Annotated in this window: 22 protein-coding genes; 6 read left to right on the plus strand and 16 right to left on the minus strand. The window is 39.9% G+C overall.

Features of this window, described 5'->3' with window-relative positions; all coding sequences use genetic code 11:
• Positions 1-62 precede the first annotated feature (62 nt).
• On the plus strand, positions 63-1,241 hold the full coding sequence (locus tag OQX64_RS09575) for a M23 family metallopeptidase (protein ID WP_265818598.1): 1,179 nt from the start codon (positions 63-65) through the stop codon (positions 1,239-1,241).
• 100 nt (positions 1,242-1,341) lie between these two features.
• Here the strand turns inward: OQX64_RS09575 and OQX64_RS09580 are convergent, their stop codons facing one another.
• Positions 1,342-1,923 (minus strand): Crp/Fnr family transcriptional regulator, encoded by a 582-nt coding sequence (locus OQX64_RS09580; protein WP_265818599.1) that lies wholly within the window; start codon positions 1,921-1,923, stop codon positions 1,342-1,344.
• A gap of 201 nt (positions 1,924-2,124) precedes the next feature.
• Between OQX64_RS09580 and OQX64_RS09585 the strand changes: the two genes are divergently transcribed.
• Positions 2,125-3,192 carry an SDR family oxidoreductase gene (locus tag OQX64_RS09585; RefSeq protein WP_265818600.1) on the plus strand — a complete coding sequence of 356 codons (1,068 nt, stop codon included), beginning with the start codon at positions 2,125-2,127 and terminating at the stop codon, positions 3,190-3,192.
• Positions 3,193-3,292: 100 nt separating this feature from the next.
• Here the strand turns inward: OQX64_RS09585 and OQX64_RS09590 are convergent, their stop codons facing one another.
• From OQX64_RS09590 to OQX64_RS09635, 10 genes are all read right to left on the minus strand, one after another.
• Positions 3,293-3,706, minus strand: coding sequence for a hypothetical protein (locus OQX64_RS09590; RefSeq protein WP_265818601.1), 414 nt, complete (start codon positions 3,704-3,706; stop codon positions 3,293-3,295).
• A 71-nt stretch (positions 3,707-3,777) separates the two neighbouring features.
• A complete protein-coding gene (locus tag OQX64_RS09595) occupies positions 3,778-4,494 on the minus strand; it encodes a hypothetical protein (protein WP_265818602.1) in 717 nt (238 codons plus the stop codon).
• Positions 4,491-5,990 carry a hypothetical protein gene (locus OQX64_RS09600; protein WP_265818604.1) on the minus strand — a complete coding sequence of 500 codons (1,500 nt, stop codon included), beginning with the start codon at positions 5,988-5,990 and terminating at the stop codon, positions 4,491-4,493. The genes OQX64_RS09595 and OQX64_RS09600 overlap by 4 nt, the downstream gene beginning before the upstream one ends.
• A 6-nt stretch (positions 5,991-5,996) precedes the next feature.
• Complete coding sequence (locus OQX64_RS09605; protein WP_265818605.1) at positions 5,997-6,752, minus strand: hypothetical protein; 756 nt, start codon at positions 6,750-6,752, stop codon at positions 5,997-5,999.
• Positions 6,753-6,755: 3 nt separating this feature from the next.
• The gene (locus OQX64_RS09610) at positions 6,756-10,394 is read right to left on the minus strand and encodes a hypothetical protein (RefSeq protein WP_265818606.1); all 3,639 of its coding nucleotides are present in this window, start codon (positions 10,392-10,394) and stop codon (positions 6,756-6,758) included.
• A gap of 6 nt (positions 10,395-10,400) precedes the next feature.
• Positions 10,401-11,930, minus strand: a complete 1,530-nt coding sequence (locus OQX64_RS09615) for a tubulin-like doman-containing protein (protein ID WP_265818607.1) — start codon at positions 11,928-11,930, stop codon at positions 10,401-10,403.
• Between the two features lie 9 nt (positions 11,931-11,939).
• Positions 11,940-12,323, minus strand: a complete 384-nt coding sequence (locus OQX64_RS09620; RefSeq protein ID WP_265818608.1) for a hypothetical protein — start codon at positions 12,321-12,323, stop codon at positions 11,940-11,942.
• 5 nt (positions 12,324-12,328) lie between these two features.
• Positions 12,329-13,678 carry a hypothetical protein gene (locus tag OQX64_RS09625; protein WP_265818609.1) on the minus strand — a complete coding sequence of 450 codons (1,350 nt, stop codon included), beginning with the start codon at positions 13,676-13,678 and terminating at the stop codon, positions 12,329-12,331.
• A 199-nt stretch (positions 13,679-13,877) separates the two neighbouring features.
• Positions 13,878-14,942: a type I restriction endonuclease gene (locus OQX64_RS09630; protein ID WP_088302117.1), complete on the minus strand. Its 1,065-nt coding sequence runs from the start codon at positions 14,940-14,942 to the stop codon at positions 13,878-13,880.
• A gap of 277 nt (positions 14,943-15,219) precedes the next feature.
• Positions 15,220-15,495 (minus strand): hypothetical protein, encoded by a 276-nt coding sequence (locus OQX64_RS09635; protein WP_088302176.1) that lies wholly within the window; start codon positions 15,493-15,495, stop codon positions 15,220-15,222.
• A gap of 238 nt (positions 15,496-15,733) precedes the next feature.
• Between OQX64_RS09635 and OQX64_RS09640 the strand changes: the two genes are divergently transcribed.
• Together OQX64_RS09640 and OQX64_RS09645 are read left to right on the plus strand one after the other, a co-directional pair.
• Positions 15,734-16,090 (plus strand): response regulator transcription factor, encoded by a 357-nt coding sequence (locus OQX64_RS09640; RefSeq protein ID WP_088302116.1) that lies wholly within the window; start codon positions 15,734-15,736, stop codon positions 16,088-16,090.
• A 173-nt stretch (positions 16,091-16,263) separates the two neighbouring features.
• Entirely contained in the window at positions 16,264-17,373 is a 1,110-nt protein-coding gene (locus OQX64_RS09645) for an ATP-binding protein (RefSeq protein WP_088302115.1), read from the plus strand.
• A gap of 30 nt (positions 17,374-17,403) precedes the next feature.
• Here the strand turns inward: OQX64_RS09645 and OQX64_RS09650 are convergent, their stop codons facing one another.
• Positions 17,404-18,588, minus strand: a complete 1,185-nt coding sequence (locus OQX64_RS09650; protein WP_265818610.1) for a GAF domain-containing sensor histidine kinase — start codon at positions 18,586-18,588, stop codon at positions 17,404-17,406.
• A gap of 161 nt (positions 18,589-18,749) precedes the next feature.
• On the opposite strand from OQX64_RS09650, the gene OQX64_RS09655 reads away from it, so the two are divergent.
• Both OQX64_RS09655 and OQX64_RS09660 read left to right on the plus strand, forming a co-directional pair.
• Positions 18,750-19,337, plus strand: a complete 588-nt coding sequence (locus OQX64_RS09655) for a Crp/Fnr family transcriptional regulator (RefSeq protein ID WP_265818611.1) — start codon at positions 18,750-18,752, stop codon at positions 19,335-19,337.
• Between the two features lie 54 nt (positions 19,338-19,391).
• Positions 19,392-19,850 carry a hypothetical protein gene (locus OQX64_RS09660; RefSeq protein ID WP_265818612.1) on the plus strand — a complete coding sequence of 153 codons (459 nt, stop codon included), beginning with the start codon at positions 19,392-19,394 and terminating at the stop codon, positions 19,848-19,850.
• 142 nt (positions 19,851-19,992) lie between these two features.
• Here the strand turns inward: OQX64_RS09660 and OQX64_RS09665 are convergent, their stop codons facing one another.
• The 4 genes from OQX64_RS09665 to OQX64_RS09680 form a co-directional block, all read right to left on the minus strand.
• Entirely contained in the window at positions 19,993-22,461 is a 2,469-nt protein-coding gene (locus tag OQX64_RS09665; RefSeq protein WP_265818613.1) for a PAS domain S-box protein, read from the minus strand.
• Positions 22,462-22,592: 131 nt separating this feature from the next.
• Positions 22,593-23,927 carry a HAMP domain-containing sensor histidine kinase gene (locus tag OQX64_RS09670; RefSeq protein ID WP_265818614.1) on the minus strand — a complete coding sequence of 445 codons (1,335 nt, stop codon included), beginning with the start codon at positions 23,925-23,927 and terminating at the stop codon, positions 22,593-22,595.
• Complete coding sequence (locus OQX64_RS09675; protein WP_265818615.1) at positions 23,924-24,607, minus strand: response regulator transcription factor; 684 nt, start codon at positions 24,605-24,607, stop codon at positions 23,924-23,926. The genes OQX64_RS09670 and OQX64_RS09675 overlap by 4 nt, the downstream gene beginning before the upstream one ends.
• A gap of 59 nt (positions 24,608-24,666) precedes the next feature.
• Entirely contained in the window at positions 24,667-25,416 is a 750-nt protein-coding gene (locus tag OQX64_RS09680; RefSeq protein ID WP_265818616.1) for a hypothetical protein, read from the minus strand.
• Positions 25,417-25,561: the final 145 nt, after the last annotated feature.

The raw sequence follows: 25,561 nt of genomic DNA on the forward strand, positions 1-25,561 counted from the left end.
AGCGGATGTTGTAACCTCTCATCAAAAGATGAGGTCATAGTATAATATTTCAAATGATGATTATGCTAAACCGTAAAATTTTTTTCTTCGCATTAATGCTTTTAACAACGATGCATTGGGATAAAATTAAAGCTCAAACCTTAGCTACAACAGAACTAAGCCCTCCGGCCAGGCCATTTTCTTTTCCGATACAGCTGGAGATGCGCGTACCTTTTGCCCCAACTGCTTTTCGAAGCGGATCATACAACCATTCGATTTACGAACTATACCTGACAAACTTCAGTTCAACCCCTTTAAAATTGCATCAGATAGCACTCATTGACCCCAAAGCCAGCAAAGCCAAGCCGATCATAACCTTTGATACGGCACAATTGCAGCCAATGGTTAAGCCATTAGGCGCTACGGTTTCTGATAAACTTATGCTTGCAGGTGGTCAGACCGCAGTTATATACATAGAAGCCATTACAGATTTAAGGCACCCCTTTCCCGAAAGTTTGGCACACCGAGTAATAACCACGACTGATTCGCTGGAGGGTGCCATAATTTCAACCCACCAGTCGCATTTACAGGTTTTAGGCCCTCCCTTGCAGGGCAGTAGCTGGACGGCAGTAGATGGCCCCGGAAATCATGAATCCAATCACCACCGCCGTGGAAACCTTATTTTGGGTGGGCTGGCAATCAATTCCCGCCGTTATGCCATCGATTGGAAAAAATTCCGGAATGGTGTTTCTTTTGCAGGCGATTCAAGAGATGTGCATGCCTATTTTTGCTATGGTGAACCCGTATTTGCCGTTGCGGATGGTCGTATTGTAAATGCAAAAGATGGCCTTCCGGATAATATTCCGGGGCACGGTGCCGCGTTTCATCCCGCTGTTCCCTTAACTTTTGACGGGCTTGCAGGAAATACCATTGTAATTGATTTGGGTAATGGGCAATATGCACATTACATGCATCTCCAGCCCAAAAGTTTACGCATCAAAACAGGTGATTACGTCCGTAAGGGACAAATGTTGGCTAACATCGGTGCTTCAGGAGATGCCCGTGAACCGCACCTGCACTTTGAGGTTACCACCTCTGCTCATCTTCTTGTCGGAGAAGGTATACCCTATTTAATCAGCCGATATCAATTAAGTTCAGCCGGAAAACGACCTGATCAGATTCATACCAATGAACTTCCGCAAGATGGAGAAATGATAGATTTTGAGCAGCGCAAAGCTGCTCATGATAGTTCCTATAAGTAATATAATTTTGACGGTATAAATAAGATTTATTTAATTAAAATTTACATGTGGAAGGCCATCAAGCCGCTCAATCTGCCTGGCCGGTCATTCAGCTTGAAAATTACTTTCTTAAAGCCAGGTTCTTTTTAATCCGGCTGAGTGTTTCAGGTGCAATCCCCAGGTAAGAAGCAATCAGGTTTTGAGAAAGGCGTTCTGCAATTTTTGAATTTGATTCCATCAGTTCCAGATATTTTTCTTCGGCCGTGTGCGTTACGGAACTCATCAAACGGCGCTCTTTCGTAACGATGCTGTTTTGGTAAAGAATTCTAAAATACCTGTCCATTACAGGTACAGCCAATGTCAGTGCTTCATAATCTGCTTTAGAAATTAAAAGCAATTCGCAATCTTCAATGGCATCAATATTAAATACGGCAGGTTCTTCTGATAAAAAGCTGTTAAAATCAGAGATCCACCAGCCTTCCCAACCAAAAACATTCATATGTTCGTTTCCCTTCCCATCAACATTATAGGTTCTTAACAAACCTTTCACCACAAACGCCAGGTATTTACAAACTTCACCTTCCTGTAAATGATATTGGCGTTTTCTTAGTTTTTTAGGACTAAAAAAACGAGATATAGCCAATCTATCCGCTTCTGTGAGCGAAACTTTTTCCTGAATATGGTTAAAGAGTATATTGAACATAGGGGATGATGTTGAAGAATGACAAAGATAATTTTAAACGCTCAACAATATGCTAAGATCATACTGAAAATAGATTTGATCCAAATCAAGGGTGTTTTTTGATACAGGTCATCATCGTTCTGGCCACATTGATCTAAATTTGTAGAACAAAAAATAAGACCTTGCAAAATAGATCGGTCAATAAAATTTAAACAAAAAATTATGGAAAATATAGCTTTGGTAGTAGGTGCAAGTGGCATAACAGGAAGCAACCTGGCCGAAAAACTTCTTTCAAAAGGCTGGGAAACTTATGGATTGGCCCGTAACCCGAACAATGAAATTAAAAACCTGAAACCTGTTGCAGCAAACCTACTGGAGATTGATAGTCTGCGATTAGCATTAGCTGATATCAGCCCGACTCACGTTTACATCACCACCTGGATGCGAAATGAAACAGAAGCCGAGAATATTCGGGTGAATGGATTAATGGTGCGCAACATTCTGGATGTTTTGACTGAAAAAAAATCGGTCAAGCATGTAGCATTGGTTACCGGTTTAAAACATTATTTAGGTCCGTTTGAAGCCTATGCTGCGGAAGGTTTTTTACCTGAAACGCCTTTGCGTGAAGAGCATCCGAGGTTAGCTATAGAGAATTTTTATTATGCCCAGGAAGATGAGGTTTATGCGGCAGCGGAAAGAGATGGCTTTACCTGGAGTATACACAGGCCACATACTGTCATTGGGCAAGCTGTTGGAAATGCCATGAATATGGGTACAACCCTGGCCGTTTATGCCACTATCTGCAAAGAAACAGGACGTAAATTTACCTGGCCAGGTTCGGCGGCACAATGGAACGGCTTATCGGATGTGACGGATGCCCGCATATTGGCGGAGCAATTAATCTGGGCATCAACTACCGAGGCTGCTCAGAATGGAGCATTTAATATCGTGAATGGAGATGTTTTTCGATGGAGCAGACTATGGAACAAAATAGCCGATTATTTTGGTGTAGAAGCCATCGGATTTAATGGCGAGATCCACCCGTTAGAGAAAGAAATGGCCAATGATGCGGAAAAATGGCAGGAAATTGCTCAAAAATACGGACTTAAAGAAGCTTCATTAAACAGATTGGTAAGTGCATGGCATACCGATCTAGACCTTGGCAGGCCAATTGAAGTAATGACCAATATGTCGAAAAGCAGAAAATTAGGTTTCAATGTATTTCAGGATACAGAAGAAACTTTTTATGAACTTTTTGACAGACTTCGTGAAGCGAGGTTAATTCCTTAATGATCAGTTACCAATTCAATATGTTTAACGTTACCAACGCTATAGGCAGATGGCTCAATAGCGTTGGTAACTTTAGCTAAATACATGAACCTAATGGCTTTTACAAAGTTGTTCTGAATGACGTAACTGCCCCATAGGATGTTCCAGCTGAATTTACAGCATAAGCGCGAACGTAGTAAGTTGTGCTGCTAGTTAATCCGGTAAGCGTACTACCCGCAGCACTTATTCCGGAATCGTTATTGGTATAATTCGCATTTGAAACTGTAGGCACAGATGTACTTGCCGAATAGCATAAACCTTTTGATGTAATTGTACCTCCGCCATCCTTACAGCCATCAGGAGATAGCAGGTATTCGATTTCAATATGGATATTTTTATCAGCATAGAGCGTGCCCTTTGGTTTCCATTTGTTTTGCGCGAGTAGTGTACCGGCAAATAAAACTAAAAAAAAGGTGCGGAATGTATTTAGACATGTATTATTGTTTATTATTTTTTCATTTTTATTTAAAGCCACTTAGTAAGTATCAATGGTAAGTGGCCCATTGCAAAGCGATCTGCTAAAAGGATCGCTGGAAGATCTTGTGGCTACGGACTTAGCCTCATAATAATATTGGATTCCATTAGCCATGACCTTGCCGCCTGATCCGGAGAGGGCATATTGACCGGGTTGTGGAATAAATATAGATTCCCAACGGCTCCATTCACCACCGTTTTCCTGGTGGTACGGAAGAAAAGCCTCACACTATCTGATCTTACCGTAACACTAACCCCTGTTAGTTTTTCTTCACAGCTTTCGCGTTTTGGGAGATTTTGTTGCGCTTTCGGCAGAACTTTCTTGTTAAGCAGTTGTGATCTTTTTTTGGTTTGAATCTGAGTTTTCACATTAATACTCAACTGACTTGAATCTATCGGCTGATCTTTATTTTCATCTTTAGCCGCAAGTTCCTCCGGTCTGGGGCTCACCTGTCCATAGGGTCCGGATGCAAGTAAAAGTCCAAGAATTAAAAGGGTTAAAGGAATGCCTGCAAAAAGACTAATCTTTTTATCAAGCTTGAATTTTTTTGTAGCCACTACCGTTCCAATCGCAGCGCCCATCAGTAATCCGAAAAAGCTCCAAATAAATACCGGAGCATTTGCGCCAGATAGACTAAAAGCATTATCGATCAATACAAAGGCATTATAAGCTACCGCAGCGAAGAAATGATGGAAAATAAGTAAAAGCATACCTGCAATTATATATTTCCATGCATGTTTGTCTTTTTTACTTTCGGGTATAATAAATGGTCTTACCGGAGGTTTCATATTTGTTCTATTTTTTTAATTCTTGGCCAGGCCAGTAATGGAACTAAAATGGCGATGATAAATATCAGGATATAAACCAGGTGATTGGAGGGAACCTGCGCACTGATGTTATTCCAAACCAGCTGTGGTTTAAGCCAGCCATTTCCGTTATAAGCCCAGGAAATTAGTAACCTGATGATGCATAAAAAAATTGTTCCTAAGCCACCATATCTTAACAGGCAAAGCATAAATGCCCGCATCGGGAATACGGTTTTAATAGCAAGCGGAATATGGATGGATTGGTAATCGGTTTGAATTTGAAGCGAAATTGTATATAAGTGATCTTTGATTAGCTTAGAAGGATCTACATTTAAATGGAAGGTAACAGACTCCTTTCCTCCCAGATCAGATAAAGTTAAATTTTTAGGAGAAATCCAGACTCCGGGAACATCCCGATCAAAGCCCACTGTTGCACGTACAAATCCTTTATTGTTCAGGCGAACGACAATTGGGTGAAAAAGTGCTTTGTTCTGAATATTAAGAAATGAGAGTTCTTCTGCAGCAACTGATAAATCCGGAATTTCCATGTCTGGTGCCAATGCTTCCAATAGTTTTTGCACCAGATTCCGGGAAAGCTCTTCACTCTTTTTTTCTGCTGCCCGAAGTTCTGTAGCGTAATTTTTAAACTTTGAAATGATTTCACCCATCCCTCTTCTTTCGAGCCAGATGGACAATAACCCATGATCAAAAGTAGCCAATAGTGGTAACCAAAAGCTAGCATCTCTTCTTGCTCTTGTTACTAAATCTCCTGGCTGTAAGAAGAGCTCGTTTTCTACATAGAAAGGATAATCCGGATCAATTGTATATACAAAATAAAGAAAATCACAAAATGATTCGCCTGCAGGTAATATATTAATGAGATCAATAAAACAACGATGGATCCAGATTTGCAGGTGCCCGGCAGCAAATGTATTGTAAATCTCACTAAAAAAGTCTTGACCTACCCAACCACGATCCAGAAGTTCTTTCACGGTAGAGAAAGACTCCTCTCCTATTTTAAATGGAAGGTTTGCATTTAACTGGTAACATATTTTAAGAAAACGTTTTTCGCTATTCCGCTCGCTGTCATGGAGTTCCATCATTTCCATGGCCAAATCAACGTTCTGATGACTGAGGTAGGTTACATTTTCTTTCAAAAACACGGCATCTTCCAGGTATTTCAGGGCTTTAACCCGGTTTTTATAGAGTACTTCACCAAGCTTTTCCAGGCTCCTTACTTCTATTCCAAAAATATGGATAGGTCTTACCACCCGGTCCCTTCCCTGCCGTTCATCCCTTAAAGCATCCCAGTTGATGCTCAAATGAATTTCCTGTAACAACGCACCAAACTGACGGTTATCTAAACCAAGTGTTTGTGCCTGTTTTTTTAAATGGGTTTGATCGGAATCAGTCAGGAAGCCGATTTTTTCAACCAACAGGTTTCTGATGGTCTTTTTAAATGCGCTAAGTTCTTCCATTTTAACTTATCTGAATGAAATTCTTGCCTGTTCCTTAATTTCCCACTTTCCGCCAGATAAGGTTAATAAACCAGGTGATTCATTAATGATGTTGCCAGAGGGCAGTGTATCATAATGGCAGGTTGGTTCGAGAAAATAATCAGCATTGCTTAATGCATATTTTTGTGCTGCCGGATTGGCACTTACTTTAAAAGTGGCCTTATTGGGTGAAAGGATGGTAATCTCGAAAATGGTATCATTACCTTCCCTGGTTAATAATTCTGAAGCAGAAAAACCATCTGCCAAATCTGCATAACGGCTGTAAAAGGTTTCCTGGATTTTTTGAGGTGCTTCTGGCTTATCCCAAATAACGGTGTTGCCGGCAACTTCTTCCTCAGTTTGTTTTGATAAGGCTAAGCTCATTTCTTCTTTTAACTTATTAATTTCAAATTTGTCTTCCGCTCTCAAAGAATTGCTTTCTTTTAGCTCATTTCTAAGATTTTCAATTTCATGTCTAAGCTGATTTCTTTCTTCCCTGATGCGCTTCAAATCTTTTGAAAGTTTGCCGCTTTTTTTTTGATCATTATTGTTTTTGAATAGCATAATGATGAGTAGAAGAACGATTACAGCCAACGCTCCATAGCGCATATTTGCGCTATAAAACCATGAGCTATTGGTAGAGAGGGTTTCTGCATCAGTTGCACGCTCAGCAAGTGTGAGTGCCTGTAATTGAGATACTAACATCAACAAAAAGCCTGCAAGTAGTACTATTTTTTTACACATAAGTTAAGATGGATTGGATTGCGTGATCGATTTAGACAAACGGTAAAGGGTATCTTTAAATGCATAGAAGAACAGCGATTCAGGAAGTGGCTGCTCATGATCCAGCTTGTGCAGGTCTTTCAGCACTTTTCTATAGCTGTCATACACTAATCCTTCCCCATCAAATACACCGCCATTCCATTTCAGTTCATTATAAACTGTTTTGGCATTTGTAATCTTGAAATCGCTTAGAAAGTCTACAATCTTTTTATTGGCAAGCGTACGTTCTACAAATTCATTTACATTTTTCAACACACCAATGTTGACCATATTATCCAATTCAAGGGTATCACTGATGGTTGTAGTTGTGGTATCTGCATGGCCCGTTTGCAAATCTCCGGTCAGTACAAATTCCTGGTATTTTTTACGCGGATCAGCTTCTGCTGCAGAAAAATCTGCATCTCTGGGAATTTCTACAAACTGATCCTGAAGATCAGCACCAAAGTATTCGATCGTACCATTAGCTGTAATTACCTTAGGGTCTTCGTTTACATGAACCTGAAATAAAGACGGTATGCTCTGGCTGCTGTAAGCTTCAAATAGCAATTTGGTGAAATTGTTAAGTTCTTTCTCACTTCCATTACAGAGTAATTTAAGGTATTGACTACCTTTACCCGTGAACGATAAATACTGAGGTAAAGGATATTTTTTAGTTTCAATGATCTGGCAAATGTGGTAGATAATGGCACTATAATGTAAATACAACACAATAGATAAATTCGGATTGCCATTGGTGATGGATTCGCTAAAACCAAAGCTTTTATCGTACCTGAAAAGTAGGCTAATCAGATCATCAGAACTTAAATTGTTATCTCTCTGCGCATTCAGCAGATATTTATTATCCTTGGTTTCAATATTGTTTTCTTTCTGGAAGGTTTGATAATTGCGGATAAACCCATTGTCCTTAAGGTTTCCTTTGTAGCCACTACCCCAAATGTCGTTTCCTGCAAAGCGAAAAGAGCTGGCTAAATACTTATCGTATCGTTTAGCGGTAGATTCCATAAACATCATGATATCTGTTGTGCCCCCACCAATATCTACGTTCACTACATTTGCCCCATCCTGAATGCCACTCCCATTTTTAGTCAGGAAGAAGTATGGTGCTACCGATTCCTTTATGGGCTCATCTATCGTATTAATCTTTTTCTGGTCAGCATTCGGAAATACAGATAGGTATGCTTCTTTTATAATTTTGGTGAGTTCGGTACGGGTTTTCCTGTCCATTGAAGATGGAATAGACCAAAGCACATCAAGCTGTTCGGGTTTGCAGAAATTCAGAATGGCTTTTGTTCGGATATGTAGCATAAGCTGCTTCAAAAACAGACTTACCCTGGCTTTATTAGCTATAATTTTACTTACCTCAAGGTTGTTTTCCAGAAGCCACTTTAAATTGGTGGTATATACGGCACTATTGTTTGTATTCTCTTCCCTTTCAATATTAAATCCGATATTGATGTGGCCAAAAAGCGCAGCAGCTTGTTTATCCATATTATTGAATGTAGAAACTTCACAAGTGGCTGTTTTAAAAGGGAAAGAAACGGTTGAATGTCCTTTTGATTTGATCACCCTTGGCATGAACTCTCTATTCACGGTTAGTTGGAGTGCAGCAAGTTGCCCAAAGTGATCGTACCTGGTCCCTAAATCTGCCGATGCCAAAGGCTCATTAAGCATGACCATTTGTTGATCGGCCTCATCAATTTCAAAAGGTAATGGGAGTGGTGAACTCTTTTCCTTGAAAGCGATGTGGGTATTGGAGGTACCAAAATCAATGGCGAAAGTGATGGCTTTATTTAGGTTAAGCTTATTAAATGCTCTTCCTTCAAAGTTTGGAATGACGATCCCCGAGACTTCAAGTCCATTATCCTGGTAGCGAAGTTCCATATAATCAAAAGATTCTTTTAACTTATAAAATCTCGATTCTGTTAATGCCGCTCCATCTATATCCGCAGCGGTTGTGCGTTCAACTACAGTGGCTCTTAGGTGCTCTGGCTGACTATTATCGGCATATACCAGATGATCATAGTTGTAGAAATTTAAGGATTCGAGTTGAAGTTCATCATTTTTTTCTGCCAGCAGTATGGTAAAGTCGTTCAGGTAGTGATAGGCCGGATCTTTTTCGCTGATCTTGTAAAAAGGAAAAATCCCGATATCAGCCTTGCACATTTTGATCTGATTTCCTGAATAGGTTTTGGTAAACGTAATTTCCCGTACACCTTTTTTATTTTTTATCGGCACTTTTAAGGTAACCACTACCTGGCCCGGGCTGGCATTGATCTCCAGGTTACGTTTCAAATCTTCAAAATCGAAGAAATTAAAATATTCCTTTTTAACCGGCAGCAGGAATTTAAAATCGCCCCCAACGCCAGTAAAAAACTTATTCCGGTTAATCTTAAAAGGCATTTCCATTAAATAATCCTCCAGAAAATCACCAGTGGTTAAGAATGGATAAGTCACCGTAAGTGAATCACCTTGTGGCAATCTGCGTTCAAATAGTGGGGTATGTTGCTGCAGGAAATAATTGATTCTGGTGGTTGCATCCCAGGCGGCACGCTCTTCCATGTAATCGCCAGGAAAGTTCATGCCTTCTACCAATACCAGTGGTGCTTCTACGCGGATCTGATTTCCATCTTTATCATGTTGCAGGGCATATTTCTGATTAGAAGCCTGGATCACGAAATCGCTTACATTTTTAATTTTTCTGCGTTTTACTTCCTCACTCTGGTGGTAGAAAAAAATCTCATTTACTTTGAGCAGTTTGGACCCGATTTCGGTTTTAAATGGAGAATATTCATCTCCCAGCTTTTTTGTTCCATTTGGTCCCCAATCTGCAAATTGATGTGTAAAATCAGGAAAATAACGTTCAACTGTTTTGTTAATGTATTGTCTGAGACCTGCACAATGAGCAAATCCTGCCGGATTGCTCAATAGTAATTGATAAAGGTATTCTACGAAAGAACGGTCGCGTTCAAAAAGTGCACGGTGTTTATCTCCAAAAAATGGAACGCCATCACTCCCCTTAGGAACATTGGCAATTTGTTTATCGGCGATGTAACGATCCCAGTTGGGTGAAGTAAAAAACAAGGTTAGCGGAGAAGTTCCACCCATTAGCCTGTTTTCGTAATAAATGAGGTAAATGCTTTCCATTCCTGAAAAGCCCGAAGAAGTAGCTTGCGCATCAAATATCAGTGAAAAGGCTTTACCCAATAGCTGGTGAGGATGATCTGCAGGTTTACTTTTTAGGCGGTTCAGGCTTTCCTGCACCCGCCATTCTTTAAACCATATTTTTTTGCCTGTGCCAATATCAGATGAATTGGTATTGAATAGCAATTGAATCATGTCCAAACAATCGGAAACCAATTGATGATACACAGAAGAGCCATCCAGCCCATTCCTTTGGCTATCTGATGAAACCATTTGAAAGGCCGTATCAAAAAGTTCCATCCTGGCCATGGGCGATGGAATTGAGGTTCCAATTTTGGATGCACAGCGTTTAGACTGTGTATCACTTATTTCGAAATTATCTACTCTGATCAATCCTGTTGGCGACCAGCATTTAATTTCGTTGGCATTATAGCCACTGTATTTTCTAAATGTATATGGCATATCCTTTTATTCAGTCATGGTTGGTAAGGCACCTAAAACGCTAAAGCATTCTGCTGCAATCTGGTTTAGTAATTGTAAAAATCTTCGTTCTTTTTCAGGGTCAGGGATGGTTTTTCTAAGCTCATCCTCCATTTTGCCCATTTTTTCGTTAATGAATGCCTGACTTAAGCCTGCATCACGCACAATACCCAAAATCTTTTTAATTGGAATGGGCTTCCCGGTTATAAATCCATTCAATGTTTCATCAAGTTGAACAGGTTGAAAACTGCGTTCGTTTAAGGCCATTTCTTTCAGCCATCCTTTAAAATGCGTACCAAAAAAGGAAGAAAGGGTTTGATAAAACAGGTTGGTATGAATATGATCTTTCAACAAATCTTTATAAAATACTTCACCTTGCAGTTGAGGAATACTATCCAGATAAATTTTCATGGCAAAAGCAAAATGCGCCAAAGGCTTCATGACCTGTTGGCCAGACCAATTGTAGAAATGCCTGAAATCAACAGTGGCACTATCCTGAATAATACCATAATCGAAATATTTGGTTACACCGTTCAGGGCAAGTGTTTCATCTGGTTTGTTAATAAAATCGATAATAGCCGTTGCCCCGATCATCTCTACCAAATGTGCCGGATCTAGCTGTTGATCTCCACCTGCGTGATATTCATATTGCTTGGTTGGCTTATCCCATACATGGTATAGTGCATTAAGTTGCCCGGCCATATGCTTGGCATAGTAACTTAAGGCAGCTTCTGTTTTGGCATCAAAGCTTTCTGAACTGATTTTTCCATCACCGCCTGCCTTTTTCTTCGCTTCTATTTTATAATAAGGCATTACGGTTAAGGCACCCAGTTTAATATTCCGAAGCCGGTCATCACCTTTAATGAGCTTGATCAGTTGAGGAAAACCAGAAGATCCAGTACCTCCAAAGATAGAGCTGACGATAAAAATACGATCCTGAGGATTGATGCTTTTCGCCACAAACTGATATTCTTTAAGTGAAGATAAACCATTGAAAACCACACATCCAATATTTGGATTTCCTTTAAAGCCTTCATCAAGGCGAAGGTTTAGTTCTGTATTTTCGTAACGTGGATGATCGGATGGGGTATCATCATAAAGTGCCCGCAGCATATCCATGGTCACATCACTCACCAGTTCTTCATGAGGATCAATGTATTTAATGAACGAAGTTTCCAGGTTATCAAATTTCAGCTGAAAGGAATCATCAATTTTTTCTGCCCCTTCGGTTTGTAATGAACTTAACGTGTTTAAATTGGTATTGAAAAAACCATTAGAAAGGTCTGATCCATCTGCACTGCGTTGTGGTGAATAAGCTGTTTTACGGATCAACTTATAAGCTTCCAGTGCTTTCAGCGTTCTGGTGGTATCTGCATTTTTAGCATCTACATCAATAATCACCGGGATGACCTTGTTCGTATTGTTGAGCTTGGAACCTGCTGCCAAAAGCATGGTGAGTGCCCGTACTACCCTTGCACCAGTACCACCTATTCCGAATATAAATGTGTTTCTTATCATATCTAAAAATTAAAAGGGTGTTCTTTTGGAAAAAACAGACATTGGCTTAATGACTATAGATAGCATGATGAATACAATTGCAGCAAGTACGGCGTTCATTAGGCAGAAGCGATACATGTAACTGTCTATTTCGCCTATAATATCTTTAGCAGAAATAAAGGCAATGGTAAATGCTGCACACATGGTTAGGATTAAGGTAAATATCCAGTGCCCGAGTTTGTGAAAAATAGGTTTCCATCTGCCTAAGCATAAATAAAAGATGAGCACCACGGCTGAAACGACTATCAAGGTAATCTGCCCAACGGTTTGGTACACCTCATCATCATATTCTGGAACTGCAGGATTGGCACCTGCAATGAGCTCATAAAGCCCTGAGAAAATAGTTAAAATCATCGCTATTATTGGTTAATTTGAAATTTTAGATCAACAAGGTTTTTACCTTCGTTATGATATGCCTCCATTACACCATTAACCAGGTGTTCGAAGGCAAATGTTTTTTTACCTAATTTTTTAACGCCCTTATCGTTCATGGTTGACCAGGCCTGGTACCAGGAATCATATGTTAAGGGTACACGGAGATTAAGCATTGCCTGATCCAGGCGAAGCTGTGTGATATTCACTTTTATCACATGAGTTGCCCTTTCATAGTAAGCAATTTGATTTTTGCTTTTTAAGGTAACAGAAGGCAAACGCTCTGAAAGATCAACATTGGTACTACAGCCACTGGCTTCAACAATTAAATGCTCACGGAGGTAACTTAACTTTTTAGCATATGGTGGCAGGGAACTTAGATCTACCACGGCAGAAAATTCGATGGATTGATTTTTTTCCACTTCTACGTTTTCTATTCCCGCGTCACTTACTTTTCCGGCCTTGATTAATTTATAATCACCCTTCATGCCCAGCTGCGTTAGGATATGATAGTTATAGATTTTTTGATCCAGCAATCCAAAATGAATTTCCTGCTCAGGTTTAAAATTTGGAATTTTGGCTAGTTTTGCATCAAACACTGGCAGAATGTTATTTTTAGCTATTACCCATACATAGAAAGGCCTTACTGTACCTTTGAGTGGAACTTTAACATTCTGATAGTCATAATATTTTCCAAAAAATGCGGAGCTAAAGGCATATAAACTAGCTGCTTGTTTTCTGCCTTTTAAATCAATGAATGTAGCATAAATATTATTTTTTAGTGTGCCAGACGCCGCTTGTCTATTGATTTCAGCATTCGCCTTTACCGCTGCATTTGGAAAGGACAAAATACAGTCAGAAACGAAGATGGAGATATCGCCATCTTTTGTCGCTTTTGCAACATCATTAAAAATATGGTGCAACTCTGAACTATTACTGAGTGCAATTTTAGTGGTTGCAATGTCGCTGCTAAATCTGGTGGCTTCATATGGATAATCCCTGATACTATCGGTGATGAAGTGGATCTTTACCGGAGAGATTTCCTTATCAATTTTTACTGCGAGATCAGAAACAATTTGCTTAAATTCTGCAGATCCGGCAAAATATCCACCCATACTGGCAGAGGTTTCGAGATAGAGGTTAACCTGGCCAATTTTAGCCGGCAACGGGCAACCTCCGGGCTTAGGGCCTTTTACCTCTTTACATTTGTCTTTTTGATCGGGCACGCCATCTCCATCCGAATCCTTATTGCTATTGCAGCCGGTAAAGAAAGTAAGGGATAACAAGGCTATGAGCAATGCTCCAATAGCCCAAAATTGAGAACCTTTTGTTTTCATTTTCTTAATAAATGTGTTCCATAGTTTAAAGAATATGTCGTTGTTAATTGATGATGCCTTTCACAGGTGATTTGATCATCTTATTGAAATAAATTTTATCGGATGCTATACGCCATTAGCGGTTTGGAAGTTGAAAACCATACGCAAAGCGAACAGATTCACCTTTATCCCCTGGATTCATTTTACCGGTTTTAAATCATTATTGATACTGATCCAGCGTTTGGTGCAGTTGCCCCCTGTACTGGTAAATTTCATCAGGAGAATCAATCAGAACTTTTTCTCCGGCATCTTTACCTTTGGCAAAGGTTTCCAGGTATTTGTTAGCTGTGTTAAAGTGAAACCTGCATATGGGCTTCCTGTTATTATCATCCAGCAATACGCCAAAGTAAGATTGGGTATCACGGGCGGCAATTCTTGAAGATGGAATGCGCTCACGAAGAATGGCTTTTACAATTTGAAATGCTTCTATCTCTTCTTCTGTGGTTATAATTTTGTTTTCAGATGGTTCATTAATTGGCACTACCTTGTTTTCTTCGGTTTTTTCTATTGTCTCATTAATGCTCAACGCAGATTTTAACCTGGAACTGATTGACTCATTGATGGAAAGTACAAGTGCTTTTTTGGCATACTCCTTAAAAGTGACCATTCTGTTGGCTGTGAGGGGCTTATCAAAGAATCTGTTGACCAATAATTTTACAAATTCATCAGAGGGATGTTCAATCTCGTTTTCAAATTCTTTACGAATGGATTTAATATATTTAAGACTTTCTGCTGAATCCAAAATACTTTCCAGGCTGTATTCCGTTTTGGTAAAACCTTCTAAAATTTTAATGGAACTGTCTTTCAGGTCTTCAATATCAATGGTAAAAAAAGGTTTCTCATCCATAATATTGGGTTTCTCCAGATCCATATAAAAATTATAGATGGTACCATTGGTTAACACGCCAAACCTGGCTTTAGAAACATGGTAGTAACGGTGGAGTTGTGAATTATGGGCATCGGCCTTTTCTTTCCAATGCTTGCATTCAAAAATGAGGATAGGCTCTCCGTTTTTCTTAATGACGTAATCAATTTTCTCACCTTTCTTGGTCCCGATATCACAGATGTGCTCTGGGATCACTTCAGTTGGATTGAAAATATCGTAACCCAAAATCTGAATAAAAGGCATGACAAACGCATTCTTGGTCGCTTCTTCAGTGTTGATCTGGTCTTTTAATCCATTCACACGCTGGTGTAATTGTTCGAGCTTTAATTTCAGTTCCATTCTATAGGATAAGTTTGTTTTAACTAATGGTGATTATCCAAAAGTAAACAGCTAACTCAGCCTTTTCTTACGGGAAACCGTAAAGCAACTGCAATGTTTAATTTACATTACAGGCCATGAAAACTATACAATCAATACGTCATTTCCTATAGAAATAAAAAAACCAAACCTTGTGGGTTTGGTCGATTTTAATAGCAACTAGATCTATATTTTACTGGTAGATTTAATAAGATGATGAGCTAAAATATTAGACAATTCATCTGCGGTTTACAAGCAGTTAATCGGATGGAGCATCATCATTAGCCGTGTTGGGCATATTACCTGCATGTCCCGGATTACCTTTTTCAGGATCTGCACGGGCTTCTTCTGATCCAAAATCACCCTCACCTACCTCACGACTTAAAAACTCCGCATCACTTTGTACTTCATTTACTTTACTATGCTCATTACTGCGGTGACGCGGCACCTGGTTATCAGGCATATTGGAACGATCTGCTGATTGATCTGACTTCGGGTCTTTTAAGTTTTCATTATTTCTTTCCTGGTTTTCCATATTCATAAGTATATAACCTTACAACATATTAATTTGCCGGAGGTTTTACTTAAATGCGTAGTCGTTAAGAAAGTAACCAGACACATGAAAAGAAAATTGAGGTTTTGGAAAGCCACGGCAGTTCAATTGGTTTACAGCGGCGCACCTATGCAGAAGCGTAATAAAATAATACTTGGAATAATTTATCATATTTCTAAACTAATCCTTATTATAGCTGTTATAATACTTTAATATACATATGGCTAAAATATTTGTCCTGGAAGATGACAGGGATATAAGGGAAGTAGTGGAGTGGATTTTAATGTCAGAGGACTATGAAGTCGTTTTATTTGAAAATGTGAATGATTTTATGGGGAGAGATCTGGAAGAATCACCTGATCTTTTTCTCCTTGATGTAATGTTGCCTGACGGATCAGGACTGGAAGTATGTAACCACCTGCGATCAGAAAGTTTACAGGGCAATGTCCCTATCATCATCATGAGTGCGCATGCCAGCCTGGAGCAGGTAAGTAGTGGCTGTAAGGCAGATGCATTTATACAAAAGCCTTTTGAACTTGATTTTTTCCTGAATAAAATCCGCTCATATATTCATTAACGGACCTATTCCAGCTGTATATTTTACTAACCGTCCTGCCATAAACCGTCAGTTTTAAATCTGCTGAACATTTTATCTTATGTAATAAATCAGATAGAATAGTATAGCCAAATGGATATAAAATACATTTTTTATTATCTTGTAGCTACCATATTTACTTTAATTCTCGCTCCATGCCCAGTAAAACCCAGCAAATTAATACACTCATTGAACTGAATGATGAATTGGAAAATTACTTTCGCAATACGATTATTCCACAGCTGTTTGTAGATGCCAATCTGATTTTACGAAAATTTACACCTCCTGCCATGAAACAATTTAAGCTTCATCAGGAGGATATCGGAGCATCTATTCATAACGTGAAGGATAATTTCCGTTTTCCAACCATCATCGAAAACATCGAACATGTCATCAGTACAGGATCACTCTTGGAAAAGGAGATTCAAACTACTGATATGCGCTGGTACCAGATGAATATATTGCCTTATCTGGTTCAGAAAGAAAATAAAAATAATGGTGTAATCATCACATTTGTAGATATCACTTTGAGGATCCGTGACCTTAAGGAACAGGAAAAACTGATCATGGAGCACGAACTTTTACTGGATACCATATCGCATGATATTAAAACACCATTAACCAGTTTAACCCTTACCATTGAAATGCTGAAAAAAGCCCCGGAAAAGAGCACGATTAAATTTCCGGTTTTGCTTGAAAAAATAGAAAACGGTCTTCTAAAAATAAAAGGTATTGTGATCGACCTGACAGATTCCAGAAGATCAGACCAGCAGTACAAAACTGCTGAGGAACTGCTGGATATAGAACAAATACTGGAAGATGTACGACTAACTTTGGCGCCGCAGATTTTAGAATCAAAAGCGACCATACATTGGGAAATAGCACAATCCGAAATTTTATTTGTCCGCCGGAAACTTAGAAGCATGCTCTACAACCTGATTAATAATTCAATCAATTACAGGGATAAGCAGCGTCTTCCCGAGATCTATATTAAAACCTTTTTAGAGGATAATTATTTTGTAATCTCAGTTGCGGATAATGGTGTGGGCATTAAAAAGGAGGATCAGGATAAAATATTTACAAAATATGAAAGACTTTCAAAAGATGTGGAAGGCACCGGGGTTGGCCTTCACCTGGTCAGGGAAATCGTAATGCTCTCCGGTGGAAAAACGGTAGTGGACAGTGAACCAGGAAAGGGAACTACTTTCAAAATTTACCTTAAGCAGCAACAGAACCATTCTGCTGATCAGTCACCAGCTTCATAAAATGCAACAAAAAACACTTATCCCCTTTTGTTAACTGGGTAGCGAAATGATAAAGGAAGTGGAATCTACATCAGATTCTACACGGATGCTGCCACCATGGGCCAATGCAATTTCCTTTGCAATATAAAGACCGAGGCCTAACCCCTCCTGTCCGGATTTTACCTTTCCCCTCGAAAATGGTTTAAAGAGATGAGGCAGGATATTCGCAGGGATTGGTGTACCTGAATTGGAAACAACCAATATTTTCTCGTGCTCAGATTCGCTCATCCTCACCCATATTGGTTTACCTGCTTCTCCGTGTGTAATGGCATTTCCCAATATATTTGAAAGTAATTGTGCAATTCGCTTATAGTCTGCCCTCGGTTCAGAAGATAAAGTAACATTTTTTATAATTTCTATTTCCGGCCATGCCATGCGCAGCTCTACAATTACCTGGTCAATGGTTTCATTCAGGCTTAACTGATTTTCATAATTGAGTTTAATGCCGCCACCCAGTCTGCCACTTGCAAAATCAAGAATATTATCGATCAGTCCTTTAGTTCGTGTGGTTGCATCATGAATAATGGCGGCCAAACGCTTATTGCGCTCGTCGAGTTCACTTCTCAGCTGCAACTGTACGGCATTGGAGATCGCATTTACCGGATTCCGGAGATCATGCCCAAGCATCGCAATAAACTGCTCACGGGTTTCCGCATTGCGCTTTTCAACTTTCAGTACACGCTTACTTTCCGCCAGTTCATCCTGCGAATCCAAATGAAACCCGATCAGTTCCGAGAAGAGACTGAAGGTCTTAATCACTTTAGAGTTATTTACCTCCTTTGGTGTACGGTCAATGGCGCAAAGGGTACCAAAAAAATCACCGTTTCTTAAAATAATAGGAACCGAGATATAACTTTGCAAGCCGTATACTTTAGGGGTATGGTGATCCTTATATGCCGGATCTTCATTAAAATCATCAACGGCAACCACCTGATGATGAGACATAATCTCATTACAAATGGTGGTTTCAAGGTCAAGGGATCCGCCTGCTTCCAAACCAAATCCAATCATATCCTTGGTGGCACAGGCCACCCAAAATTTTTCACTTACACGTGCAATAGCAGCAAAACCCATTCCGGTAATTTCACAGGCTACCTCCAATATGTTTGCTACAGAGGGGATGCGCGAAACCCGCTCTATATCTAATCCAATGCTTGATTTTTCTTTTTTACTCATTCACGATCTTTAAAAGGAGACTACTCTTTCTCCAAAAAAGTGTAGTAAAGTTAAAAAAATCCTATAAATTTTAAAGCATTTTACCAGATGCAGTTTACTGGCAGAAGAAGATTTACGTAAATTGCAATGCAAATCAGGACACTAAAAATTTAAATCATCCTGTGAAACATGAGCGCGAATTGATGGAACAAATCAGAAGATACTTTGAAAGAGATTTAAAAATGACTGATCAGGACTGGAAGGCCTTTTCTTCCAGACTAAAACGTGATGAATATTCCAAAAAGCATCTCCTGTTAAAAGCCGGGCAAATTGAAAAACACCTTTCTTTTGTAGAAAAAGGTATTATCCGTTTCTATGTTCCGAAAGCAGAAAATGACCTGACCTTTACTTTTGTTTTTGATGATGGTTTCGTGAGTGCCTATGATTCTTTTCTCACACAGCAGCCTTCCGGTTATAACATTCAAACCCTTGAGCCCACCATTCTTTGGCGAATCTCTTTTGATGACCTTCAAACCATTTACAGCGAAACAGAAGCAGGAAATATGATTGGCAGAAAAGCCAGTGAAGATTTATTTCTGAAAAAATCAAAACGGGAGCTTTCTTTGTTAAATGATACGCCTGAGCAGCGATACCTCAAATTATTTTCAGAACAGCCACAGCTTATTAAACAAATACCATTAAAATATATTGCCTCCTATATTGGCATTACCCCACAAGCACTTAGCAGAATCCGCAAACGGATTTCTTAACCTGGGTTCATTGTTTAAGGGGGTGAATACACCGACCTTTACATCAAAAAAACAATGAAACCTTTACTCGTTTTACTCAGTGTATTTCTGCTATCTGCAGGTATTAATAAGATCTTCCGTGGAAATGATGAACTTGCCTTTTCTGGCAAAATGGCCATGTCTGTAATGCTCTTGTTTACCGCATCGGCACACTTTGCCTTTAATGACGGGATGGCCATGATGCTGCCGGAATTTTTACCTTACAAACCCCAGGTGGTTTACCTTACCGGCATTATTGAAATTGTTGCAGCTATCGGCCTTTTTATTCCTGCTTTCAGTATTCTGACCGCCTGGCTGTTAATCGCCTTTTTTATCATCATTCTTCCTGCAAATGTATATGCTGCAATTAAGCACATTGACTATCAAAAAGCTACTTTTAACGGAAGCGGATTGAATTATTTATGGTTTAGGGTACCTTTACAAATGTTATTTATAGCCTGGGTCTATTTATCCGCAATCAAAAACTGGCATTGATCAATTTGCATCGATAGCAAGAAGCAGCATTTGCAAAGGCCTTTGCTGTTCGTTTAATAGCAAATGTTCTAACGGTTGGGAAGTTGGACTTCCTGACCGTTCTTTTTTATCATGACGATAGCTGATCGTGACTTACATTATATCAGTCCATCCAATCCGCAATCGGGGCATATGGAATACTGAAATAAAAGACTGAACCAATGCCGACCTCACTTTCCACCCATATTTTCCCGCCGTGCCTTTCTATGATTTCTGCTGAGAGGTATAAACCAATTCCGAAACCGGCAATGGTACTGGTTTTCTCATTTTGAACCCTGTAATACCTTTCAAACAGTTTGGGTATGTCTTGTGGCTGGATACCGTTACCGGTATCTTTCACACACAGTACCACCTGCTCATCAATCAACTTACAGCTAATATATATTTCAGAGTTAAAGGCAGAATATTTTACCGCATTACTAAGCAGATTATTAATGACATGGGCAATTTTATCTTCATCGGCAGCTACCCACATTCCACTTCCGGGGGTACAGATAAAACGATGTGTGGAAACGAAGGCGGCATATTCTTCTTCCAGGTTACTCACCAGAACAGAAAGGTCAAACCTTGATCGGTTCAGCTGAATCTTTCCCGATTCCAGTCGGGATATATTGAGGAAACCATTGATCATGGTGGTCATTTTTTTGAGTTGTGTCTGAATTTTATCAACAAACAGGTTAATATCAAACGCATCTCTATTACGGGCTTTTAACTGAAGCAGCTGCACATAACCATTCACCGAAGTCAGTGGTGTTTTAAGTTCATGGCTCACCATCGCAATAAAATCATTTTTGCGCTGCTCATCTTCTTTTTGTGCGGTAACATCCATCACAATGGCATAAATCCGCTCATTGGATCCATCAGCTCCCTGGTAAACTTTCCCAACTACGCGCATCCATTTTCGCACGCCAGTCACCAAATGACGGATCGCATAGGTGCTGTCTACCGGACTTCCGTATTTTGCGGCATTCTCGAGTACGGTTTTCACCTCGTCTAAAAATTCTGGTTCAACGGCCTCCAGCACCATTTCCCATGAAATTTCGCCCTTTAGCGGAAGTCCGAAATGATGCCGATACTGTTCAGACATTTCAGCTACATTGTTCCTGAGGTTCAGACTGCAGCTTCCTAGCTCACCCGCATTAAAAGCTGTGAGTAAATTTTCCTCACTTTCCAGCAGCCTGATATTGGTATCACGAAGTTGCTGATTAGACCGGATAAGGGCTTTATTGACGCTTTCGATTTCCTGCAATCTTTGTTTTTCACGGGTAATGTCAGATCCTGAACAAATGTACCCCACAAATAACTGATCGCTATTTAACCTTGGCATACCCTTAATTTTTAGCCAACGGTATTCGCCTTGCTTATTCAGCAGACGAAATTCATTGGAGAAAGGTTCATGGGCTTTCAAGCTGTTTTTTATATTTTCTTCTACCAATGCCAGGTCTGAAGGATGAATATATCCCTCCCAGTTAAAGTCATGGAGATTTTCCTGTTGCCAGCCTGTCAGGTTTACCCAGGCTGTATTCAAGTATTCCAGTTTTCCTTTCTCATTCATTAGTGAAATCAGTATTTCACTTCCTTCTGCCATCGTTCGGAAACGGGCTTCACTTTCTTTAATAGATTGCTGTGCTAAAATCTGTGGGGTTACTTCTATAGCAATGCCAAGTACGCCGGTAATTTTTCCATCATTATGCAATGCCCGGTAAAGGACATCATAATAACCAACTTCTTTTAATCCGTTGCGTTCTAAAATTACTTTTTCCGCATAAATTTCCAATGATTCTCCCGTACGGTATACCTTATAAAGGGCTTCTACAATGGGTTGACCAACAATTTCAGGTACACCTACAAATAAGGGTTTGCCGATAATGTCTGCCGTTTTACCTAGGAAACGCAGCATGGATGCATTGACAATTTCGAAAGTCATGTCTTCTCCCCTGAAAACTTGCATAGCTATCGGGCTGTATTCAATCAAATTGCGGTATTTACTTTCACTTTGCTGAAGTTCCCTGGTACGGTTCAGCACTTCATTTTCAAGCGAAATATTCAGGTTTCGCAAGTTATCATAAGCGGTAAACAAATCCTGGTGCAGCGCATCTACCTGCTTCAGGCTTTCGCGTCTTTCCTCCTGACTTTTTAAGGCCTCTTCTTTGCTTAAAAATTCACTGGTTACGTTTCTAACTGATTGTATGATGTAAGAAATTGATCCGTTCTGATCCAGAATGGGTGAATGTAAAGGCTCCCAATATCTGATAATGAATTTTCCGGGAGCTGATTTATCCGGAACATCATAACGCTGTACCGGCATGATATGCGCCTGCTTATTTTTGATCACAAACTGAAGCGAGGCCATAATGTTGTTCACGCCATCAGGATCAGGCAGGTTGGGATTATCCGGAAAGGCATCAAAAATGTACTTCCCTTTAATATCTTCCCGTAGAGATTCTGTTGCCTGCAGAAAAAGGTCGCTGGCGGTAAGAATATACAATTCGGGAGATAGTACCAGAAACATAGCTGGTGCAGTCTCAAGGGCACGGAGGGTATCAGCAGAGCATGAGTTTTGTAATAGCATCAAAAATTGGAATAATTTAATCCATTTTGGATAAAGATAAAGAGTTAATTCATATAAAATAATGTCTTCACAACCACAGATTGTAAGCTGACTATCCTTTTATTATTGACATCGTTTTTATCATATCTTTCCTACACTTCCAGATCTAATTTCAGCCATACTGTAGCCTTAAAAATATAATCACCACTTTCCAGTTTAAGTATTCCACCATGGGCTTCCACAATTTCTTTACAAAGCCAAAGCCCCAAACCTGAACCTGAGGTGATGGTTCTGCCCTTGGTAAATGGCGTACCTAATGCCGATACATTTACCTTTTCCTGAACCGTCTTGTTTTGAAAACTCACCATTAAATTTTGATTGTCCTGCGCTATTGAACACAACAGTGCACCCGGTGACATATATTTCAGGGCATTTTGCAACAGGTTTTGCCACACCATTTCTATTTTTTCAGCATCTGCACTGATCTCGAAAGATTTGATGTCCTCGCTGAACCGTATATCATATTGTATATTGCGCATCCGGGCCTGATGGTTGTTCCGGGCAAAAACCCTGAAGAGCTGATCGGAGATGTCGGTTTTACTTTTTCTCAGCAACAAGCCGTTCTGGCTGAACTCGCTGATCAGCAGGAACTGCTCCACTATTGACTGCAAACGGCTGATCTCTGAAAGCTGACTACCCAACAGGTCCAAATCGGTTTTTAACTTTCTGGTTCCCAGTTCAAGTTCGGTTTGTGCACGAAGGTTGGCCAGCGGTGTACGCAGTTCATGTGAGGCGGCAGCAAAGAAGTTATTCCGGGTTTGTTGTTCATGCTCTATCCGCCCGATCATTTCATTAATGGTTTTGGCCAGTTGTTCCAGTTCATCGTGGGTTTCTGTAATGCGGATGCGCTGCCCCAAACGTTCGGTATTGATTTCTGATGCCTGCATGGCAATGGACCGGATGGGCCTGATTAACCATCCTGAAGCAAAATAGGCAGAAACCGCACTGGCCAGTAAACTGATTCCGGTGAGTGCAATCATTAATAAAGTAAACTGATTGATTTTATGCTTTAAAGAATAATCTGAAACGGTGAGCAAAAGTTCAACGGGCCGCCCATCGTAATTTTCCTTTTTCAGGTAAACCCCATATTGACCAAGACTATCAATCAAAACAGCCTGACCAGGTACCCGCAAGCGGGAAATGATTCCGGGAGACTGGAATACGAGAACTGGCTGATGCGCATTATTGTGGTAAAAAATCCGGATAGATTCGCCTGAATCAGGCAGCGCAATGACATCAGGGTTAATTTCAGTTTTGTCCAGTATGGTCTGTGCACGGGTATAAAGGTATTTATTGTAATTTTCTACATAACCATTTTTAAAATACTGAAAAATAAACCTGCTGAATACCAGATTGATCACAATAAAAACAATGCTGAACAGCAGGGTCATCCTGAAGCGGAGTCCACGGTAAAAATAGCGCTTCATTCTGCTGATTTTGAAGTTTTTAGGATATATCCCCTGTTAATTACCGTTTGAATATGCTGATGTTCAAAGCCCTCATTAATTTTTTTTCTTACCTGATACAGGTGAACTTCAATCACGTTACTGCCGGGATCAAAGCTCATATTCCAGACCTTATCCAAGATCTGTGCTTTGGTTATAATTTTGTCCGGATTGACCATCAGCATTTCGAGCAATAGAAATTCACGGTTGCTTAAAGCAATCGTTTTTTCACCGCGTTTAACCACTCTGCTCAGCAAATCAATTTCCAGATCTTCTACTTTTAATTTTGATAAACTCTTTGGCGTATGTTGACGCTGCAATACACGTACCCTGGCCAGTAATTCTTCCATTTCAAAAGGCTTTTTAAGGTAATCATTTGCACCGGCATCAAGCCCTTTAATCACCTGCTCGGTAGTACCCAGGGCACTGATGATGATCACGGGAACATAATTATCAAAACTGCGCAGGTTAGACAGGATATCAAAGCCATTCTGTGAAGGAAGCATGAGGTCCAGCAGGATCAGGTCATATTGATTCACCATGGCAGTTTGAAGGCCGATTGTGCCATCCGGTTCATGATCAACTACATAACCGGCCTGCTCAAGTGCCATTTTGATATAGCCTGCAAGCTTAATTTCATCTTCTATCAGCAATATCTTCATTGTAAATCTTTATTTAAAAACAGATGCCACAAATAATTATTAAATGTGGCATCATCTCATTATCTCACCAGGAAGGTTTGTCCATTAATATTTAATGTCCTGGCCCTCACCAGCGTTGTTTTTTGGCTGTACAATACGCCCGGGCGCTTAGGTTCTACAAAACCGGTTACCACGACTTTCTCACCTGATTTTAACTGACCGGAAAGCTGCTGTGCAATATGTGGCGCAATACTTACCCTTTCTCCTGAAGTTAGGGTAAATCCATTCACGTTTTTTTCCAATCCATAGTTTAGCTGCTTAATACTGGCATTAAAACTTCTTTCATCCTGACTTTCGTTGAGCAATGGTGCAACCGGAGGTGTATCACTAATCAGTTTGCCATTCACTTCTATGCTATTTAAACGAAATATCTTAAGCCCTTCCGGATTAGTATCTTCATTACCGGTTATGGTTACACTGGCACCTTTTTTTGCAGCTGAGATTATTTTTTCTCCCAAATGTGGGGGAAACATTACATTAACATTTCCATTGCTGGTTTTGACCACAAGGCCATTGTATTCAAATTCCTCATTGGCTACCCGATTAACAACAGTACCTTTAATGGTGGTAAGTGTAATAAGCGGCATGTCTTCCAATGGTCTTGGGGGTTCAGCCGGTGCACCTATTGGCGGACGAGGCAGGCCATTGGCCATTGGATTGGGCGAGCCCACCGGAGGTTGAGGTGGTTTTGGAAGTTCCTGTGCCTGTAGGGCAAATGTTCCGGCTAACAACACGGCTGTTAACCAGATTCTGCTATTGTTTTTTTTCATGTCTTTAATAATTTATACTCCAAAAGTATAATTGACAAATATGCCTGGAATGAACATGAAATTAATTTTTCTTCATCTTTGAGCATGCTGATAACAGTTAAATGCCTGTTTGGTTTTTGCTGCCTACCGCAATAAAACTGCTTTA

The sequence above is a fragment of the Pedobacter sp. GR22-10 genome (genome assembly GCF_026239715.1).
GTDB lineage: Bacteria > Bacteroidota > Bacteroidia > Sphingobacteriales > Sphingobacteriaceae > Pedobacter.

Excerpts from the sequence above, each read along its gene's own strand:
- OQX64_RS09630 (WP_088302117.1), bottom strand. The coding sequence starts at position 14,942 with ATGGAACTGAAATTAAAGCTCGAACAATTACACCAGCGTGTGAATGGA.
- OQX64_RS09665 (WP_265818613.1), bottom strand. The coding sequence starts at position 22,461 with ATGCTATTACAAAACTCATGCTCTGCTGATACCCTCCGTGCCCTTGAG.
- OQX64_RS09670 (WP_265818614.1), bottom strand. The coding sequence starts at position 23,927 with ATGAAGCGCTATTTTTACCGTGGACTCCGCTTCAGGATGACCCTGCTG.
- OQX64_RS09650 (WP_265818610.1), bottom strand. The coding sequence starts at position 18,588 with ATGAGTAAAAAAGAAAAATCAAGCATTGGATTAGATATAGAGCGGGTT.
- OQX64_RS09575 (WP_265818598.1), top strand. The coding sequence starts at position 63 with ATGCTAAACCGTAAAATTTTTTTCTTCGCATTAATGCTTTTAACAACG.
- OQX64_RS09610 (WP_265818606.1), bottom strand. The coding sequence starts at position 10,394 with ATGCCATATACATTTAGAAAATACAGTGGCTATAATGCCAACGAAATT.
- OQX64_RS09645 (WP_088302115.1), top strand. The coding sequence starts at position 16,264 with ATGCCCAGTAAAACCCAGCAAATTAATACACTCATTGAACTGAATGAT.
- OQX64_RS09680 (WP_265818616.1), bottom strand. The coding sequence starts at position 25,416 with ATGAAAAAAAACAATAGCAGAATCTGGTTAACAGCCGTGTTGTTAGCC.
- OQX64_RS09620 (WP_265818608.1), bottom strand. The coding sequence starts at position 12,323 with ATGATTTTAACTATTTTCTCAGGGCTTTATGAGCTCATTGCAGGTGCC.
- OQX64_RS09640 (WP_088302116.1), top strand. The coding sequence starts at position 15,734 with ATGGCTAAAATATTTGTCCTGGAAGATGACAGGGATATAAGGGAAGTA.
- OQX64_RS09635 (WP_088302176.1), bottom strand. The coding sequence starts at position 15,495 with ATGGAAAACCAGGAAAGAAATAATGAAAACTTAAAAGACCCGAAGTCA.
- OQX64_RS09660 (WP_265818612.1), top strand. The coding sequence starts at position 19,392 with ATGAAACCTTTACTCGTTTTACTCAGTGTATTTCTGCTATCTGCAGGT.
- OQX64_RS09580 (WP_265818599.1), bottom strand. The coding sequence starts at position 1,923 with ATGTTCAATATACTCTTTAACCATATTCAGGAAAAAGTTTCGCTCACA.
- OQX64_RS09615 (WP_265818607.1), bottom strand. The coding sequence starts at position 11,930 with ATGATAAGAAACACATTTATATTCGGAATAGGTGGTACTGGTGCAAGG.
- OQX64_RS09625 (WP_265818609.1), bottom strand. The coding sequence starts at position 13,678 with ATGAAAACAAAAGGTTCTCAATTTTGGGCTATTGGAGCATTGCTCATA.
- OQX64_RS09595 (WP_265818602.1), bottom strand. The coding sequence starts at position 4,494 with ATGAAACCTCCGGTAAGACCATTTATTATACCCGAAAGTAAAAAAGAC.
- OQX64_RS09675 (WP_265818615.1), bottom strand. The coding sequence starts at position 24,607 with ATGAAGATATTGCTGATAGAAGATGAAATTAAGCTTGCAGGCTATATC.
- OQX64_RS09585 (WP_265818600.1), top strand. The coding sequence starts at position 2,125 with ATGGAAAATATAGCTTTGGTAGTAGGTGCAAGTGGCATAACAGGAAGC.
- OQX64_RS09605 (WP_265818605.1), bottom strand. The coding sequence starts at position 6,752 with ATGTGTAAAAAAATAGTACTACTTGCAGGCTTTTTGTTGATGTTAGTA.
- OQX64_RS09600 (WP_265818604.1), bottom strand. The coding sequence starts at position 5,990 with ATGGAAGAACTTAGCGCATTTAAAAAGACCATCAGAAACCTGTTGGTT.